The following is a 15,147-nucleotide window of genomic DNA, read 5'->3' as shown; positions in this document are numbered from 1 at the left end:
CTTATTTCAACCCTTTTACTGTAGCAAGGAATTCATCCCCACGCACTTCAAAATTCGGATACATATCCCAACTGGCATTAGCAGGACTTAGTAGCACAACATCTCCAGAGCTAGCCAAGTCGAAGGCTTTCTTCGTAGCATCTGCTACATCTGCCGCATCGACATAAGGGACGCCTGCTTTATCGGCTGCACGTTTCACTCGAGGAGCTGATTCCCCTAGAATCACCATTTCCTTTAAGCCAGTAATGTGAGGCACCAATTCATCAAATTCATTGCCACGATCGAGCCCCCCTGCAATCAAGATCACCTTGCTGTTATCAAAACCAGAAAGAGCTTTTTGTGTTGCTAAAATATTGGTCGATTTGCTATCATTGTAGAATTTGACACCTTGAATTTCATCCACATATTGAAGACGGTGTTTCACTCCTCCAAAGGCTGACAAGGTTTCTTTAATGACCTCATTCTCCACACCACGGACTTTTGCAACCGCAATCGTTGCCAAGGCATTTTCTACATTGTGACTACCTGGAACGCCCAGTTCATCTGCACGCATAACAACTTCTCCCTTAAACTTGAGAAGTCCATCTTCCAAATAAGCCCCATCCACTTTTTCGACCGTTGAAAATGGAAGGACCCTTGCCTTGGTTTTTGTAGCGAGTTCCTTGGCCAAGTCTTGGTTGAAGTTCAAGACAATGACATCTTTTTCTATCATGTTCTTTTGAAGATTCCATTTGGCAGCTACATAATTTTCAAAAGAACCATGATAGTCGATATGGGTTGGCATAAGGTTGGTAATCACTGCAATCTCTGGATGGAAGGCTTCAATTCCCATCAATTGGAAAGAAGACAATTCCATGACCAGAACATCCTTTTCTGTTGCTGTTTGTGCAACTTGACTAGCTGGAAAACCGATATTCCCAGACAATAGACCACCTTGGCCGGCAGCCGTCAAGACTTCCCCGATCATGGTTGTCGTCGTCGTTTTTCCGTTTGATCCTGTAATCCCAATAATTGGCGCATCCGAAATCAGATAGGCCAATTCCACTTCAGTGAGGACTGGAATGCCTTTTTCAAGCGCTTTTTCAACCATTGGATTAGAATAAGGGATTCCTGGATTTTTGACCATGACTGCAAAGTCTTCATCCAACAATTCCAGAGGGTGACCTCCTGTCACAACTTTAATCCCTTCTTCCAGTAAACTTTGTGCTGCTGGATTTTCTTCAAAAGGTTTGCCATCATTGACGGTCACAATCGCTCCTAAGCGATCCAACAAACGGGCAGCTGACTCGCCTGACTTCGCCAAACCTAATACAAGAACCTTTTTATTTTCAAATTGTTTCACAAATTTCATGATTTCTTCGCTCCATTTTTATCACTCTCTATTTTACCTTTTTTTAGCAAAATTAAAAAGCCCAAAGGGCTTTAAAAATCACGTCAGCGTTTATTTTTTCTGTTTGGTCGTCATTTTGGAAATATCCACCAAAGCCAGGTAGCCAACAAAGGCGAGAAAGGCACCGACAAAAAACTCAGACGGTAGTTGGAATATCTGAAAAATGGCCAGACAAGTCAGTACGATAATGGAGACGATCAAGACTACCATTGTGACACTGTTTAAGGTACCACGAATACTTTTGGGGGTCATAAAAAGGTAAAAAAGGAGAATCAAAATCCCTAAGATAAAATAGACCATTTTGTTTCTCCTTTCTCTCCATATTATTCAGCAGCTGCTGATTTTTTCTTTTTATTTGCTTTTTCGCGTTCTGCTTTGTTCAAGATTTGTTTCCGCAAACGGATAGATTCCGGTGTTACTTCCATGTACTCATCGTCGTTCAAGAACTCAAGAGATTCTTCCAAGGTCAAGATACGAGGAGTCTTGATAACCGCTGTTTGGTCCTTAGTAGCGGAACGAACGTTGGTCATTTGTTTTGCTTTCGTAATGTTTACGGTCAAGTCGTTCTCACGAGAGTTTTCACCAATGATCATTCCTTCGTAAACTTCTGTACCTGGATTGACAAAGATCGTACCACGTTCTTCGATAGACATAATAGAGTAAGTGGTTGCTTTTCCGTTATCGATTGAAACAAGAGCACCACGGTGACGTCCACCGATTTCTCCTGGAATCACTGGCAAGTATTGATCAAAGGTGTGGTTCATGATTCCGTAACCACGTGTCATTGACAAGAACTCTGTTGAGTATCCAATCAAACCACGCGCTGGAACAAGGAAGACCAAACGAGTTTGACCGTTACCAGTTGAGATCATATCCAACATTTCACCCTTACGTTCAGAAAGGCTTTGGATAACAGATCCTTGGTATTCTTCTGGTGTGTCGATTTGCACGCGCTCAAATGGTTCACATTGGACACCATCAATTTCCTTGATAATAACTTCTGGACGAGATACTTGCAATTCGTATCCTTCACGACGCATGGTTTCGATCAAGATAGACAAGTGCAATTCCCCACGTCCTGAAACTGTCCATTTATCAGGTGAGTCAGTTGGGTCAACACGAAGAGAGACGTCTGTTTGCAATTCCGCTTGCAAGCGTTCTTCGACTTTACGTGAGGTTACCCATTTCCCTTCGCGACCAGCAAATGGTGAGTTGTTGACCAAGAAGGTCATTTGAAGCGTTGGCTCATCGATGTGAAGGATTGGAAGAGCTTCAACTGTGTCTGTCGGTGTGATGGTTTCTCCAACGAAGATATCTTCCATACCAGAGATAGCAATCAAGTCACCCGCTTTAGCCTCTTGAATTTCACGACGTTCTAAACCAAAGAAACCAAAGAGTTTGGTAACACGGAAGTTCTTAGTCGTTCCATCCAATTTAGAAAGGGTTACTTGGTCCCCAACTTTTACAGTACCACGGAAGACACGTCCGATACCGATACGTCCAACGAAGTCGTTGTAATCAAGCAGGGATACTTGGAATTGAAGAGGCTCATCTGAGTTATCAACTGGAGCTGGGATGTGATCAATGATGGTATCAAAGATCGGTGCCATTGTGTGCTCTTGATCAGCTGGATCATCTGAAAGTGAAGAGGTTCCGTTGATCGCTGATGCATAAACAACTGGGAATTCCAATTGGTCATCATCCGCACCTAATTCGATGAACAGTTCAAGAACTTCGTCTACAACTTCTTCTGGACGAGCAGATGGTTTATCGATTTTATTGACAACAACGATCGGAACAAGATCTTGTTCCAAGGCTTTTTTCAATACGAAACGCGTCTGAGGCATGGTTCCTTCGTAGGCATCTACGACCAGTACAACCCCATCGACCATTTTCATGATCCGTTCCACTTCTCCACCAAAGTCCGCGTGTCCTGGTGTGTCCATGATATTGATTCGAGTTCCGTTATAAGCAACGGCTGTATTTTTAGCAAGGATCGTGATCCCACGTTCTTTTTCAAGATCGTTTGAGTCCATTGCACGTTCTTGCAATTCTTTACGTTCATCCAAGGTGTGCGATTGTTTCAACAATTCGTCTACCAAGGTTGTTTTACCATGGTCAACGTGGGCAATGATCGCAACGTTACGAATATCTTCTCTTAATTTTGTCATGATTTCCTCTATAAAATTTTAAATAATATTTCTAACTGAACAATTATACCACAGTCCTATCTAAAAAACACAGTTCAGCTAGTTGTAAATGTTTTCATCCTCATTTCTTTTCTCCGACTCGATTTCCTTTTCTTTTCATGATACACTGATGATAAGAATTTCAGAAAAAGAGGCTTCCATGAGATTAGATCAATTGATGGCAAACCATCAGTACACTCGCAAAGACATCAAACAACTTCTGGCCCGAAGGCAAATCTTGGTCGATCACCTACCAGCTCAAAAGCTATCCCAAAACATCGACCCTGGACTCCAACAGATTCAAATCGGGGAACGAATCATTCAAGAACCGCGTCACCACTACTACATGCTCCATAAACCAATCGGGGCTGTGACCGCTAAAAGAGACGGCCACCATCCAACGGTGATCGATCTAGTGGACCCTCAGCAAGAGTACCCAGATCTCTATCCGCTTGGTCGCCTCGATCGCGATACCAGTGGTTTGCTCCTCCTCACAGATAATGGTCCCTTAGGCTTTCAACTGCTCCATCCTCAATACCATGTGGAGAAGGTCTATGAGGTAGAAGTCAATGGCCCGCTTTATGCAGCCCACATCGAGCAATTTCAGAATGGGATTTCATTCACGGACGGCCCTATCTGTAAGCCTGCCTCCTTGACCATTCTAGAAAGTACCCCCAGCTACAGCAAGGCCCAGGTCCGAATCTCAGAAGGAAAATACCACCAAGTGAAAAAGATGTTTTTGGCCATCGGAGTCAAAGTAATGACCTTAAAACGCTTGTCTTTTGGTCCCTTCACCTTGGATCCTCAGTTAGCACCTGGCGAAAGCCGGCCTTTGAATGAGGTAGAGCTCACATGGGTCAAAGATTTCCTTGAAAAAACAAGATAAAAAAGCTCTAACCACACATTTGCTGCAGTTAGAGCTCTTTTTATTAAGCGTCTTTTTTCACTTTCCCATTCCAAGAATCAAGACCATAAGACAAGACATAAATGTCTGTATAACCTTTTTTCTTGAGAAAGAGAGCCGCATTGGTTACTCGAGAACTACGGCTATTTTCATAGAGCAAAATTGGTTTATCTTTACGCAAGGCTGCAAGACTCAACTTCAACTGAGTAGAAGGAATGTTGCGTGCTCCTAAAATATGCTTGGCATGAAACTCAGCTGGCTCTCGCAAGTCAATCAACTGCCCTTTACGAATCAGCTCTTCAAAAGTGGCATTATCCACAAATTTAGCAGCTTTACGGATGCGGAAATAATTAAACGCCATCCATCCAAATGCTCCTAAAATAGCCAACCAAACAATGATATTTCCCATCATTCTACCTCACTCTTTTTCAAAAATTCTAATTCTTGCTTGTGTTCTCTTCTTAAAACGGTATCGGCTTCTAAATAATCGAGCCGTTCCATCAGGCCTGCATCATAAAGACGTTGAAGCTCAATTTTCATCAATTCGATGTCATAGAGGCGCTTCCCCACATAAATGATGATTCCAAAACGTTTTAAAAATTGTTGAACATCATACAGGTTTTTCATGTTCATTATTGTATCAAATTTAGAAAGGCTTTACAAGATTTTCAAGCAAATGATGAAATTTTCCGATTGCTTTACGAATAAATAAGTATGATCAACTTTTATTTTTTTACCATCGGTACTTGCATCGCCTCTTTTTTGGGACTAGTTGTCGACCGTTTCCCAAACCAATCTATTCTCGCTCCTCGCAGTCATTGCGATCACTGCCAGCACGTCCTTGGCGTTTGGGATCTCATCCCCATTCTCTCACAACTCCTGCATCGCTTTCGCTGCCGCTATTGTCATCAGACCTACCCATTTTGGTACTGCCTTTTTGAGGTCTGGAGTGGCCTGCTCTTTTTAGCCTGCGCCAATGGTTTTCTTTCCCTGCCTCAACTTCTAACACTACTGGGAGCTGCCGTTTTAGCCATCTATGACCTTCGCTTTATGGAATACCCTTTATTCATCTGGTGCTGTCTCCATTCCCTGGTCCTCTTTTTATCCGGTGGTAATCTCCTCATGCTGGTCTTTTTACTCCTTGCGATCGGAGCTCACTTTTTCTTTATCGGAATGGGAGCAGGAGATTTTCTCTTACTCGCCACCTTTTCGCTCAGCTTTTCTTTTACCAAGATCCTCATTCTCATTCAGATCGCATCCATCTTAGGTATTCTCGTCTTTGCTCTCAAAAAAGAAAGAGACCGGATTCCCTTTGTTCCCTGTCTCTTTCTCAGTTATCACGCTTTACTGCTTTATACGATATTTTGCAGATAAATTCTTTTTATTTTGCAGCCTTCGCTTCTAGATAATCGGCGATGGCAGCCACATCCTTATCCCCACGTCCTGAAACATTGATGATGATGATCTTGTCTTTATCCAATTGTGGAGCACGTCTGACCGCTTCTGCAATCGCGTGTGAGCTTTCAATGGCTGGGAGGATTCCTTCTGTCTTACTGAGAAGAAGAAGAGCTTCTACTGCTTCGTCATCCGTTGCAGCCACATATTCGACACGACCAGAATCTTTAAAGAAAGCATGCTCTGGACCAACCCCTGGGTAGTCCAAACCAGCAGAGATCGAGTACACCGGCGCTACTTTTCCATCTTCGCCAAAGACTGCATAGGTCTTCATACCATCAACCACACCGATAGTCCCTTTGGTCATAGTCGCTGCGTGTTGATCGGTGTCCAAGCCATGACCAGCTGCTTCTACCCCAATCAAGCCGACTTCCCCTTCTGCAACATACTCAGAAAAGGCACCGATGGCATTAGAGCCACCACCGACACAGGCAATCACATAATCCGGCAAACGGCCTTCTTTTTCCAAGATTTGACGTTTAGATTCTTCACTGATCACCTTTTGGAATTCATGCACAATGGTTGGGTAAGGGTGAGGGCCAACAGCAGAACCCAAAACGTAAAAGGCATCCAGATCAGCCATCCATGCTCCAAACGCAGCATCAACGGCGTCTTTCAAGGTCTTAGTCCCGGTTTCAACCGCATGAACGGTTGCCCCCATCATTTCCATGCGAAAGACATTCAAGCGTTGGCGTTCCACATCTTCTGCCCCCATGTAGACATCACAGGCCATGCCAAACTTAGCTGCCGCAGCTGCTGTAGCTACACCGTGTTGACCGGCTCCTGTTTCAGCAATCACGCGCGTTTTGCCCATGCGTTTAGCCAAGAGGATTTGCCCCAAGACGTTATTTAATTTATGCGAACCTAGGTGATTCAAGTCTTCGCGCTTCAAATAAATTTTTGCCCCACCTAAATGCTCTGTCAAACTTTCTGCAAAGTAGAGCGGTGTTTCGCGTCCAGAATAGTCTTTCAAATAATGTTTGTATTCTGCGATAAATTCTGGGTCATTTTTATACTGTTCAAAGGTTTCCTCTAATTGATTGAGCAAGTTTTGAATGGGTTCTGGTACGAAAGATCCACCAAATTGTCCGAAATAGCCTTTTGTTTCTGTCATGATTGTGTCCTCTTTTCTATATCTTCAATCCTGTTTATGATCTTTTTCTCTCGCGGGCCCTTTGAGCTGCAGTCTCACTGGGTTCCTTTGAGATACAAAAAACCTCACACAGAAAAATCTGTGTGAGGACGATTCGATACCGCGGTGCCACCTCAATTGTAGGAAGATATTCTTTCTCCTACATCTCTGACCTGTCTAACAACAGGGTGCACGATAAGGTGTGCTCACCGAATTTTTATTGTTTCAAATTCATCATCATAAACGCATCAGCCCATTTCAAGATTCACCACTGCTTGTTCGCAATCACCACAAGCTCCCTGGAAGTGAGAAAAATCTCTACTTTTCTGATGTCTTGAAGTTATTATAGCTCCCGCTTCTGACTTTGTCAACAAAAATTTTAAAAAGTGGTTAAAATGTTCGGATTTTACATTTCCCCATTTTTTGCTAGCAATCGTGCTCTGCAATACTGAAAGCCTAGATAAGCCAGATAAGCGCCTAAGGTATTGGTCCACAAATCATCTAGCTCAAAGACACGATTGGCATCAAACAAGAGATCTAACAGAACTTGGCTGCATTCAATCCACAAGCTCATGGCAAAGCCGAAGCACAAGACCCGTTTGCGGCTCCTCAACCAGGGCCATAGCCAGAGGAGTTGAAAGACCAGCGGGCTTAACAAAAAGATATTGGCTATGTTTTGGAGAATGACCTTAATGAGTTGGAGGACACTGGTGATCTGACCAAGGTTCATCACCGAATTAAGAGGAACCAGCAGGACGACGATACGACCGAAATGTTGAATACCCGGTGTTTCCATACCTGGCTCTGGCTGTTGGGGCAAAAAACACATCAAACACAAGAGGATAAAATAGAAGAAGCTGCCACTCCGTAACAGCCTTCTTCCTCTTTTTGTTAGTTCTGTATGATCCATCAGCCCTTGTTTAAGGTTGCGCATGTTCAACAATCGCTTTCTCCCGGTCCCGTTTCATGGTATTTGAACGCAATTGGCCACAGGCAGCATCAATATCTGTACCGTGCTCTTGACGCACTACACAGTTAACACCTTGTTTTTTCAAGGTATCATAGAAGGCCATGACCCGTTCTTTTGGACTTCGGCTATATTGGTCATGCTCACTGACAGGATTATAAGGAATCAAGTTAACATAAGACAATTTTTTGATATTCTTGAGCAATTCTGCCAATTCTAAGGCTTGTTCGACCCCATCATTGACTTCATTGAGCATGATATACTCAAAGGTCACCCGACGGTTCGTAGTCTCAATATAGTATTCAATCGCTGCAAACAATTTTTCAATTGGGAAAGCTCGGTTGATCTTCATGATGCTAGAGCGCAAGTCATTGTTTGGTGCATGAAGAGACACTGCCAAATTGACCTGCACACCTTCATTTGCAAAGTCACGAATTTTATGAGCCAAACCAGAAGTAGACACGGTAATATGACGAGCACCAATCGCTAATCCCTTGTCATCGTTGACCGTCCGGATAAATTTCAAGACATTGTTATAGTTGTCAAATGGTTCTCCAATCCCCATGACAACGATATGGCTGACCCGTTCATCTTGGCCACGTTCGTCAAAGTATTTTTGAACCAACATGATTTGAGACACGATTTCTCCATTGTTCAAATCTCGTTGTTTTTTGATCAAACCTGAAGCACAGAAGGTACAACCGATATTGCATCCGACCTGAGTCGTTACACAGACAGATAATCCATAGTGCTGACGCATCAAGACGGTTTCAATCAACATACCATCTGGCAATTCAAAGAGGTACTTGACCGTTCCATCTGCTGACTCTTGCACGATCCGTTGCTTAAGTGGGTTGACGACAAATTGATCATTTAACTTCGCAATTAAGTCCTTAGAAAGGTTGGTCATTTCTTCGAAAGACTGGACGCGTTTGCGATAGAGCCATTCCCAGATTTGTGCTGCACGGAATTTCTTTTCGCCGTTTTCTTCCGCCCAATCAATCATATCTTGGCGTGTTAAACTATAAATGGATGGTTTCATTCTTTCTTACTCCTCTTTTTGTCGAATCACAAAATGACGTTTGTTGTCTGTCTTCGTTGTTTTTTTAGTCTCAGCAGACGGTCTTGTTTTTTTCGAGTTTTTGGCTGGTTGTCCCTTGTCGCGTTCTCGTTTTTGGAAACGATCTTTTTGTTTGCGATTGCGCGAACGCTTCTTAGGCTCTCTTTCTTCTGATTGAGCTTTTTTGACCGGTGATTTCTTATCAAAGGAAGCACGATGAGGCTCCTTATTTTCAAGGACAAAATAAGCACAACCATAGCTACAATATTCTAACAGATAATCGTCTAAGCGACTTAGTTTATCCATCGTTGCAACATCGCGCTCTTCCTTATAGAAGCCACGCAAGCGCAACTGCTCATTGCTCCAATCACCAACAATGTAATCAAACTTGGTTAAAATCTCAGAAAATCGCTGACCAAAAACAGTCGCATCAAAAGCTTCCTTCTCATTTTTCAAGAGCTCAAAGGAGAGGTTTTCTGAACGGATTTGGTCTCCTACCTGATGAAAGACAGGTCCAGGAAATTTATTGTAATTATATAATTCAGGGTCAATCTCTTTTCGCATAGTGTTCCTTCATCAAAATCTATTTACTGTAACACTTTATTTTATCATAAATTTGATGACTTGCGTCAGATTTGACTAGAAAAGAGTTGAAATTCAACATTGAAAGTTTCTAAAAGGAAAAAGAGACAAAGAAGGCAATCTTTGTCTCTATACATGTTCATCAGATGATGAAAGGGGTAAAAATAGAGTAATTTTGGTATAGCTATTGGCCTTAGAATCAATCTCCATATGATAGGCTTCGCCAAATTGAAGATGCAATCGTTGGTCCACATTTTTCAAGCCAACACCTCCTAAACGAAGAAGGGTTTGGTCTGTTGATCCTGATCGGTCAAAGCCTTGTCCATTGTCAAAAATCGATACGCAGGCGTAGTCTCCACTGACTTCAGTTGTCACTCGAATGAGACCTGGCCGATCGATCTCTTTAATGCCATGGTAAATCGCATTTTCCACTAAGGGCTGAAGCACTAATTTTGGAAGCTGATAGTCGCCCAACCGTTCATCTTCTAGAATTTCATAGTTGAGCTTTTCACCATAACGTTGTTTTTGAATGAAAAGATACTGGCGGACATGGTCGATTTCATCTCTCAGTAGGATTTGTTCCTGGCCTTGGTTGAGAGCCAGTCGAAAATATTGAGCCAGAGACTTAGTGATGTCGACCACGCGCCGACTATCATTAAACTCCGCCATCCAGACAATCGTATCCAAGGTATTGTAGAGGAAATGCGGATTAATCTGAGCCGAAAGTGCCCGCAACTCGTAACGCCGTGCGTTCTGCTCCTCTTCCTTGACCTGTTGCATGAGGTTATCGATTTGGTCCAACATGGCATTAAAAGCTTGAGCGAGGTCCACCAATTCTGGAGATCCTTTGGCTGCAGCTCTCACGTGAGCATCTCCTGCTCCAATCCTCAAAATGATAGTCTGAAGGTCTCGTAAGGGTTTGATCCACAAACGCAGAACAAAGCCAATCCCTATTAAACACATAATCAAAGCTAGCAATCCTAGTCCAATGAAAGAGTACAGGAGCTGCGACTGAAGCATCTGAAGTCCTTCAAGTGAAGCCACTCCAATCAAGGTCCAATCACTATCTGGAATCGGAACCTGATAGATAAAATTTTGCCCACCTTTAGCATAGCCATCTTTCACAGCAATATAGGGCTGCATGGCCTGCATTTCTTGGCTGGAGGAATAGACCGCCTTTTTAGGATGGTAGACAAACTCATGCTTTTGATTGATGATAAAACTAAAGCCTTGTTTCCCTAGTTGAAGGTGATCCAAGTAAGCCTGAAGGCTATCGTAGCCAATATCCAAGCGTACTACTCCGAGATTTTGGCCAGTCTGATCGACCACTTCTTGGGTAATAGAAACCACCCATTTTTCTTTTTCCGAGGTCAAGGATTCCTTTCGAGCTGGCGTCAAGACCGGCATGGCTCTTTCCTTAATCGCCTCTTGATACCAACTTTCATTCATCATATCTGAAGAAGTCTGCATGCTGATTTTGGTATCTGTCGCTACCAGACGTCCGTCCTTAGTCACCAGGACTGCTGAGACCAGGTCCGGATCCGTTTCAATCATCGTTCGCATCAAGTGCTGAACCGTTTCTTGATCCGCACTCCTATCTTGGGCAAATTGGCGAACAGCCTGTTCCTTGCTAAGCACTGTTGTGGTCTGCTTTAATTTTTTTAGATAGGAGGTGATAAACTGACTGCTTTGATCGATACTATTTCTTGTCGTCCGCTCTGTTTGCTGGCGGATCGTCCCTGAACTCGTTTGATAATAGAGGCTACCGATAAGACCAAACAGCAAGAGAATGAAGAGAAAAAAGTAGAGGACCAGCTGGATCAGCAAGGGATATCGTTTCATTCATGCTCTCCTTTTTTGTACTGCCTTGGTGTCACCCCAACAACCTGCTTAAAGCGTTGAGAAAAATAGTTCATATCTTCAAAACCCACCTGATCGGCGATCTCATAAATCTTTAAATCCGTCGTGAGAAGCAAGAGTTGAGCCTTCTTCATTCGCTCTTGGATGAGGTAGTCTTGGAAGGGGAGTCCCAATTTTTTCTTGATCAATACACTTAGATAAGAGGCACTGAAACCAAGTTGATAGGCCAGATCCTTTAGGGTTAACTGGGAATCTGCCAAACGAGCATGAATAGCTTCTTCTAAGTCTGTCGAATAACCATGACTGACCAAATCTTCGACTTGCGCCTTCTTTCGCTCTTGATCGAGTTTTCTTTTCACCTTTGCTAACATCTCTTCAATATCATCTTTTGAAAAAGGCTTCAGCAAATAATCATCTGCACCTAACTTAATGGCTTTTCTCGCAAACTCAAAGTCATCATAACCGGTCAAAAAAATGATATGACAAGACGGAGACTGCTCTTTGACGAGATGGGCTAGATCCAAGCCATTCATTTGTGGCATATTGATATCGGTTAGAAGGATATCAGCTGGTTGCTCTTGAAACTTCTCCCAGGCCTCACGTCCATTTTCTGCCTGGTTGATGACAGTCATTCCAAACTGTTCATAGTCCACTAAGGAAGTCAGACCCTGCCGGATAAGCTCTTCATCTTCCACAATCATGATCGCATACATGTCTTTCACCTACTTGTTTTTGCTATACTTATTATAGCAAATTATGGGCTGAATTGTCTCAGACATAGTCCAATAAATAACCGTAGCCCTTTTCTTTCATTTCTGCTTTGGGAATGAAGGTAATAGACAAACTATTGATGCAATAGCGAAGACCGCCTTTTTCCTTGGGACCATCGGTAAAAACATGGCCCAGATGAGAATTTCCCACACGGCTCCGAACTTCTGTCCGCGTCATATTGAAACTCTTATCCTCCTTATAGATTGCCACATCAGGACTAATAGGACGACTGAAACTCGGCCAACCACAACCAGAATCAAATTTATCCTTAGAGGAAAAGAGCGGCTCACCGGTCACGACATCTACATAAATACCGGCATCAAACTGATCCCAGTAACGATTGGAGAAGGCCCGTTCGGTATCATTTTTTTGTGTCACCGCATACTCTTCAGGAGATAACTTCTTTTTGATTTCCTCATCGCTTGGCTTAGAGTAGCGACTAGCATCAATAACAGGATAAGAAGCCTGATTGACATCGATATGGCAGTACCCATTCGGATGTTTCTTTAGATAATCCTGGTGGTAGTCCTCAGCCTTGATGAAATTAGTCAGTGGCTCTTTTTCCACCGCTAACGGTTTGTCGTATTTTTTTGCTACCTCTTCAAAGACTTGGTTAATAGTTGGAAGGTCTTCTTGGGAGACATAATAGACACCTGTTCGGTATTGAGTTCCTTGATCATTTCCTTGTCGATTCTTCGACGTTGGGTCGATAATCCGGAAATAATGCAGGAGCAATTCTTTCAGAGATACCTGCTTGACATTGTAAGTGATATGAACTGTTTCAGCATGGCCTGTTTGAGGGACCAATTCATACTTGGTTGTTTCTCCCTTTCCATTAGCGTAGCCTGATACAGCATCGATCACACCTGGAACACGGGAGAAATATTCCTCTACACCCCAGAAGCAACCACCAGCCAAATAAATTTCGCGCTGATCCTTTGGATCAACCGTTTCCTTTGTTTCCTTTTTGGCTATTGGAGTCTGACTCATCGATGCTTTTTTAATCATCTCAGTGCTTGTTTCTGATTGATCCATTCCGTTTGATCCCTTACTAAAGAAAAAGAAACCAATAGATAATAAGCCAATGAGAAGGATAGCAAACACTTTCCACTTTGTTTCCATTGTCTATCTCCTTACTGCATGTTCTCTAGGGTCTTGAGGATATCCTCTTTATTCATATAGCCAATATGACTCTTTGCTAAAGTCCCATCACTATTGATAAAGAGTGCCGATGGATAAGACCGAATCCCATACTCTTTTAGCAGCTCCCCTTTACTATCCAGCAAGACTGGGAAATCCTTGTAATCCAAAGACTGGTACCAGTTTTTGAAATCTGCTGCTGATTTTTCGCCATTAAAAGTTGGAGCTACAACGGATAAGACCACATAATCCTTACCTGCCTCTTCTTTTGCTAACTCATTGGTATCCTCTAATGTCGATAAGCAAATAGAGCACCAGGAAGCCCAAAATTTGAGGTAAACTTTCTTTCCCTTGTAATCAGACAAGCGGTAGGTCTTGCCATCCACTCCTTGCAGGCTAAACTCCTTCACTTTCTTGCCAGATGTTTGCCTATCCCCAGCTTTGGCTGTTTGTTGGCCCATATCCTTATTGGAAGTAGCCATTCCTTTACTCGAACAAGCCCCCAAAAGTCCAGTACACAAGATTCCTACAGCTACTAAAGCTAATTTTTTCATCATTATCACCTCTTTAAACAAGGAGAAAGTCATCCTCAGATGACCTCTCCCTTCTTTTATTCCTTGTCTGATTTCATATCCGATGATCCACTCTTTTCGTCTTTCATTTCTGAATCGCTAGATTTCATCTCATCTTTTTTCATATCGTCCTTCATTTCAGAACTGCTGTCAGACATCATAGATGAATCTTTCATGTCTTCTTTTTTCATTTTATCATCGGACATGGATGAATCCTTCATATCATCCTTCTTCATATCGTCCTTCTTCATCATACTACTATCGTCCGTTTTTTTCATATCTGAATCCGATTTTTGACCAGAACAAGCTGCTAAAGTAACGAGGCTAAGCGTAGCAATGGTTAGTGTAAGAATTTTTTTCATGATTTTTCTCCTTTAATCCTTTAAGATTAGTGAAACAAAGATGCGAGGCTATTAAGATTTCCAAGCATCAGCAAGATACCCATCAAGATGATGAGGGCACCACCAATTTTTTTCAAGGTTCCCATGTGGGGCTTGAGTTTAGCAAAATGTTGTAGAACCCAGCTAGAAGCCAAGGCCAAGACTAAGAAGGGTAGCGCCAACCCTAATGTATAGACCAGCATCAGGAAGGCACCTTGTAAAGCACCATCTCCTCCAGAAGCGGCAATGGCTAGAACAGAACTCAAAACTGGTCCGACACAAGGGGTCCAACCAAAACTGAAGGTAACCCCTATCAGAAAAGCATTGAAGAATTCATTGCGCTCCCGATTCTTTTTGAGTTGGATGGTCTTTTGTTTTTGGAGTTGTCTCAGATTGATCACTTCCATTTGGTGAATCCCTAATAAGATCACAATCCCTCCTAGCAGATAGCGAAACCATGGAGCATAAAGCACCTGCCCAAGGGCCCCTGCACCGTATCCTAGAATCAGGAAAACAGTTGATAGACCTGCGATAAAACAAAGAGTTTTCACCAAGCCATACCAAGAAATATCTCTTCCAAAAATCCGAACAGTTTTCACACGTTCAGAATCCAATAGAATCCCTACATAGACTGGCATCAGTGGCAAAATACATGGGGAGAAAAAGGATAGAACTCCCGCTAAGAATACTGAAATGGAAAACAAACTGGTTTGAATCATTTCACTACCTCCCTTTCTTTCTGATA

The 15,147-nt window shown here is 42.7% G+C and carries 17 protein-coding genes and 1 other annotated feature; of the genes, 2 read left to right on the top strand and 15 right to left on the bottom strand.

All coding sequences use genetic code 11. From position 1 onward, the window contains the following. Position 1: 1 nt before the first annotated feature. From murD to typA, 3 genes are all read right to left on the bottom strand, one after another. Complete coding sequence (murD, locus tag HMPREF2926_RS03115) at positions 2-1,351, bottom strand: UDP-N-acetylmuramoyl-L-alanine--D-glutamate ligase (protein ID WP_070586402.1); 1,350 nt, start codon at positions 1,349-1,351, stop codon at positions 2-4. 90 nt (positions 1,352-1,441) lie between these two features. Next, complete coding sequence (locus tag HMPREF2926_RS03110) at positions 1,442-1,690, bottom strand: DUF3165 family protein (protein WP_004219693.1); 249 nt, start codon at positions 1,688-1,690, stop codon at positions 1,442-1,444. Positions 1,691-1,713: 23 nt separating this feature from the next. Next, positions 1,714-3,561: a translational GTPase TypA gene (typA, locus tag HMPREF2926_RS03105; protein WP_070586401.1), complete on the bottom strand. Its 1,848-nt coding sequence runs from the start codon at positions 3,559-3,561 to the stop codon at positions 1,714-1,716. Positions 3,562-3,739: 178 nt separating this feature from the next. Here typA and HMPREF2926_RS03100 point away from each other — a divergent pair, with 178 nt between their 5' ends. Then, positions 3,740-4,465: a 16S rRNA pseudouridine(516) synthase gene (locus tag HMPREF2926_RS03100; protein ID WP_070586400.1), complete on the top strand. Its 726-nt coding sequence runs from the start codon at positions 3,740-3,742 to the stop codon at positions 4,463-4,465. Between the two features lie 43 nt (positions 4,466-4,508). Here HMPREF2926_RS03100 and HMPREF2926_RS03095 read toward each other — a convergent pair whose 3' ends face one another. Continuing rightward, positions 4,509-4,892: a rhodanese-like domain-containing protein gene (locus HMPREF2926_RS03095; protein ID WP_070586587.1), complete on the bottom strand. Its 384-nt coding sequence runs from the start codon at positions 4,890-4,892 to the stop codon at positions 4,509-4,511. After that, on the bottom strand, positions 4,892-5,110 hold the full coding sequence (locus HMPREF2926_RS03090) for a YqgQ family protein (protein ID WP_003017930.1): 219 nt from the start codon (positions 5,108-5,110) through the stop codon (positions 4,892-4,894). The genes HMPREF2926_RS03095 and HMPREF2926_RS03090 overlap by 1 nt, the downstream gene beginning before the upstream one ends. A gap of 87 nt (positions 5,111-5,197) precedes the next feature. Between HMPREF2926_RS03090 and HMPREF2926_RS03085 the strand changes: the two genes are divergently transcribed. Beyond that, positions 5,198-5,857, top strand: coding sequence for a prepilin peptidase (locus tag HMPREF2926_RS03085; protein WP_070586399.1), 660 nt, complete (start codon positions 5,198-5,200; stop codon positions 5,855-5,857). Positions 5,858-5,864: 7 nt separating this feature from the next. Here HMPREF2926_RS03085 and trpB read toward each other — a convergent pair whose 3' ends face one another. The 10 genes from trpB to ccdA2 all read right to left on the bottom strand — a co-directional run bounded on the left by trpB (position 5,865) and on the right by ccdA2 (position 15,121). Continuing rightward, entirely contained in the window at positions 5,865-7,052 is a 1,188-nt protein-coding gene (trpB, locus tag HMPREF2926_RS03080) for a tryptophan synthase subunit beta (RefSeq protein ID WP_070586398.1), read from the bottom strand. Positions 7,053-7,173: 121 nt separating this feature from the next. After that, positions 7,174-7,414, bottom strand: a binding site (T-box leader). Positions 7,415-7,476: 62 nt separating this feature from the next. Then, a complete protein-coding gene (locus tag HMPREF2926_RS03075) occupies positions 7,477-8,004 on the bottom strand; it encodes a VanZ family protein (RefSeq protein ID WP_070586397.1) in 528 nt (175 codons plus the stop codon). Continuing rightward, entirely contained in the window at positions 7,991-9,079 is a 1,089-nt protein-coding gene (gene rlmN / locus HMPREF2926_RS03070; protein WP_003005918.1) for a dual-specificity RNA methyltransferase RlmN, read from the bottom strand. Before rlmN ends, HMPREF2926_RS03075 begins: the two co-directional genes overlap by 14 nt. Positions 9,080-9,085: 6 nt before the next feature. Next, positions 9,086-9,661, bottom strand: coding sequence for a YutD family protein (locus HMPREF2926_RS03065; RefSeq protein WP_045759156.1), 576 nt, complete (start codon positions 9,659-9,661; stop codon positions 9,086-9,088). A 147-nt stretch (positions 9,662-9,808) separates the two neighbouring features. Further along, positions 9,809-11,521, bottom strand: a complete 1,713-nt coding sequence (locus HMPREF2926_RS03060; RefSeq protein WP_070586396.1) for a cache domain-containing sensor histidine kinase — start codon at positions 11,519-11,521, stop codon at positions 9,809-9,811. Continuing rightward, positions 11,518-12,252: a response regulator transcription factor gene (locus HMPREF2926_RS03055; protein WP_070586395.1), complete on the bottom strand. Its 735-nt coding sequence runs from the start codon at positions 12,250-12,252 to the stop codon at positions 11,518-11,520. Before HMPREF2926_RS03055 ends, HMPREF2926_RS03060 begins: the two co-directional genes overlap by 4 nt. Positions 12,253-12,310: 58 nt before the next feature. After that, entirely contained in the window at positions 12,311-13,432 is a 1,122-nt protein-coding gene (gene msrB, locus HMPREF2926_RS03050; protein ID WP_070586394.1) for a peptide-methionine (R)-S-oxide reductase MsrB, read from the bottom strand. Positions 13,433-13,443: 11 nt separating this feature from the next. Then, positions 13,444-14,004 carry a redoxin family protein gene (locus tag HMPREF2926_RS03045; protein ID WP_070586586.1) on the bottom strand — a complete coding sequence of 187 codons (561 nt, stop codon included), beginning with the start codon at positions 14,002-14,004 and terminating at the stop codon, positions 13,444-13,446. 56 nt (positions 14,005-14,060) lie between these two features. Beyond that, a complete protein-coding gene (locus tag HMPREF2926_RS03040; protein WP_070586393.1) occupies positions 14,061-14,384 on the bottom strand; it encodes a hypothetical protein in 324 nt (107 codons plus the stop codon). Positions 14,385-14,410: 26 nt separating this feature from the next. Beyond that, positions 14,411-15,121 (bottom strand): thiol-disulfide oxidoreductase-associated membrane protein CcdA2, encoded by a 711-nt coding sequence (ccdA2, locus tag HMPREF2926_RS03035; protein ID WP_070586392.1) that lies wholly within the window; start codon positions 15,119-15,121, stop codon positions 14,411-14,413. Between the last annotated feature and the right edge of the window lie 26 nt (positions 15,122-15,147).

This window comes from Streptococcus sp. HMSC078D09 (assembly GCF_001813675.1).
Lineage (GTDB): Bacteria > Bacillota > Bacilli > Lactobacillales > Streptococcaceae > Streptococcus.
This window is presented reverse-complemented; position numbering and strand designations above follow the sequence as displayed.

Coding starts and splice junctions, on each gene's coding strand:
- murD (WP_070586402.1), bottom strand. CDS start 1,351: ATGAAATTTGTGAAACAATTTGAAAATAAAAAGGTTCTTGTATTAGGT.
- HMPREF2926_RS03110 (WP_004219693.1), bottom strand. CDS start 1,690: ATGGTCTATTTTATCTTAGGGATTTTGATTCTCCTTTTTTACCTTTTT.
- typA (WP_070586401.1), bottom strand. CDS start 3,561: ATGACAAAATTAAGAGAAGATATTCGTAACGTTGCGATCATTGCCCAC.
- HMPREF2926_RS03100 (WP_070586400.1), top strand. CDS start 3,740: ATGAGATTAGATCAATTGATGGCAAACCATCAGTACACTCGCAAAGAC.
- HMPREF2926_RS03095 (WP_070586587.1), bottom strand. CDS start 4,892: ATGGGAAATATCATTGTTTGGTTGGCTATTTTAGGAGCATTTGGATGG.
- HMPREF2926_RS03090 (WP_003017930.1), bottom strand. CDS start 5,110: ATGAAAAACCTGTATGATGTTCAACAATTTTTAAAACGTTTTGGAATC.
- HMPREF2926_RS03085 (WP_070586399.1), top strand. CDS start 5,198: ATGATCAACTTTTATTTTTTTACCATCGGTACTTGCATCGCCTCTTTT.
- trpB (WP_070586398.1), bottom strand. CDS start 7,052: ATGACAGAAACAAAAGGCTATTTCGGACAATTTGGTGGATCTTTCGTA.
- HMPREF2926_RS03075 (WP_070586397.1), bottom strand. CDS start 8,004: ATGCGCAACCTTAAACAAGGGCTGATGGATCATACAGAACTAACAAAA.
- rlmN (WP_003005918.1), bottom strand. CDS start 9,079: ATGAAACCATCCATTTATAGTTTAACACGCCAAGATATGATTGATTGG.
- HMPREF2926_RS03065 (WP_045759156.1), bottom strand. CDS start 9,661: ATGCGAAAAGAGATTGACCCTGAATTATATAATTACAATAAATTTCCT.
- HMPREF2926_RS03060 (WP_070586396.1), bottom strand. CDS start 11,521: ATGAAACGATATCCCTTGCTGATCCAGCTGGTCCTCTACTTTTTTCTC.
- HMPREF2926_RS03055 (WP_070586395.1), bottom strand. CDS start 12,252: ATGTATGCGATCATGATTGTGGAAGATGAAGAGCTTATCCGGCAGGGT.
- msrB (WP_070586394.1), bottom strand. CDS start 13,432: ATGGAAACAAAGTGGAAAGTGTTTGCTATCCTTCTCATTGGCTTATTA.
- HMPREF2926_RS03045 (WP_070586586.1), bottom strand. CDS start 14,004: ATGAAAAAATTAGCTTTAGTAGCTGTAGGAATCTTGTGTACTGGACTT.
- HMPREF2926_RS03040 (WP_070586393.1), bottom strand. CDS start 14,384: ATGAAAAAAATTCTTACACTAACCATTGCTACGCTTAGCCTCGTTACT.
- ccdA2 (WP_070586392.1), bottom strand. CDS start 15,121: ATGATTCAAACCAGTTTGTTTTCCATTTCAGTATTCTTAGCGGGAGTT.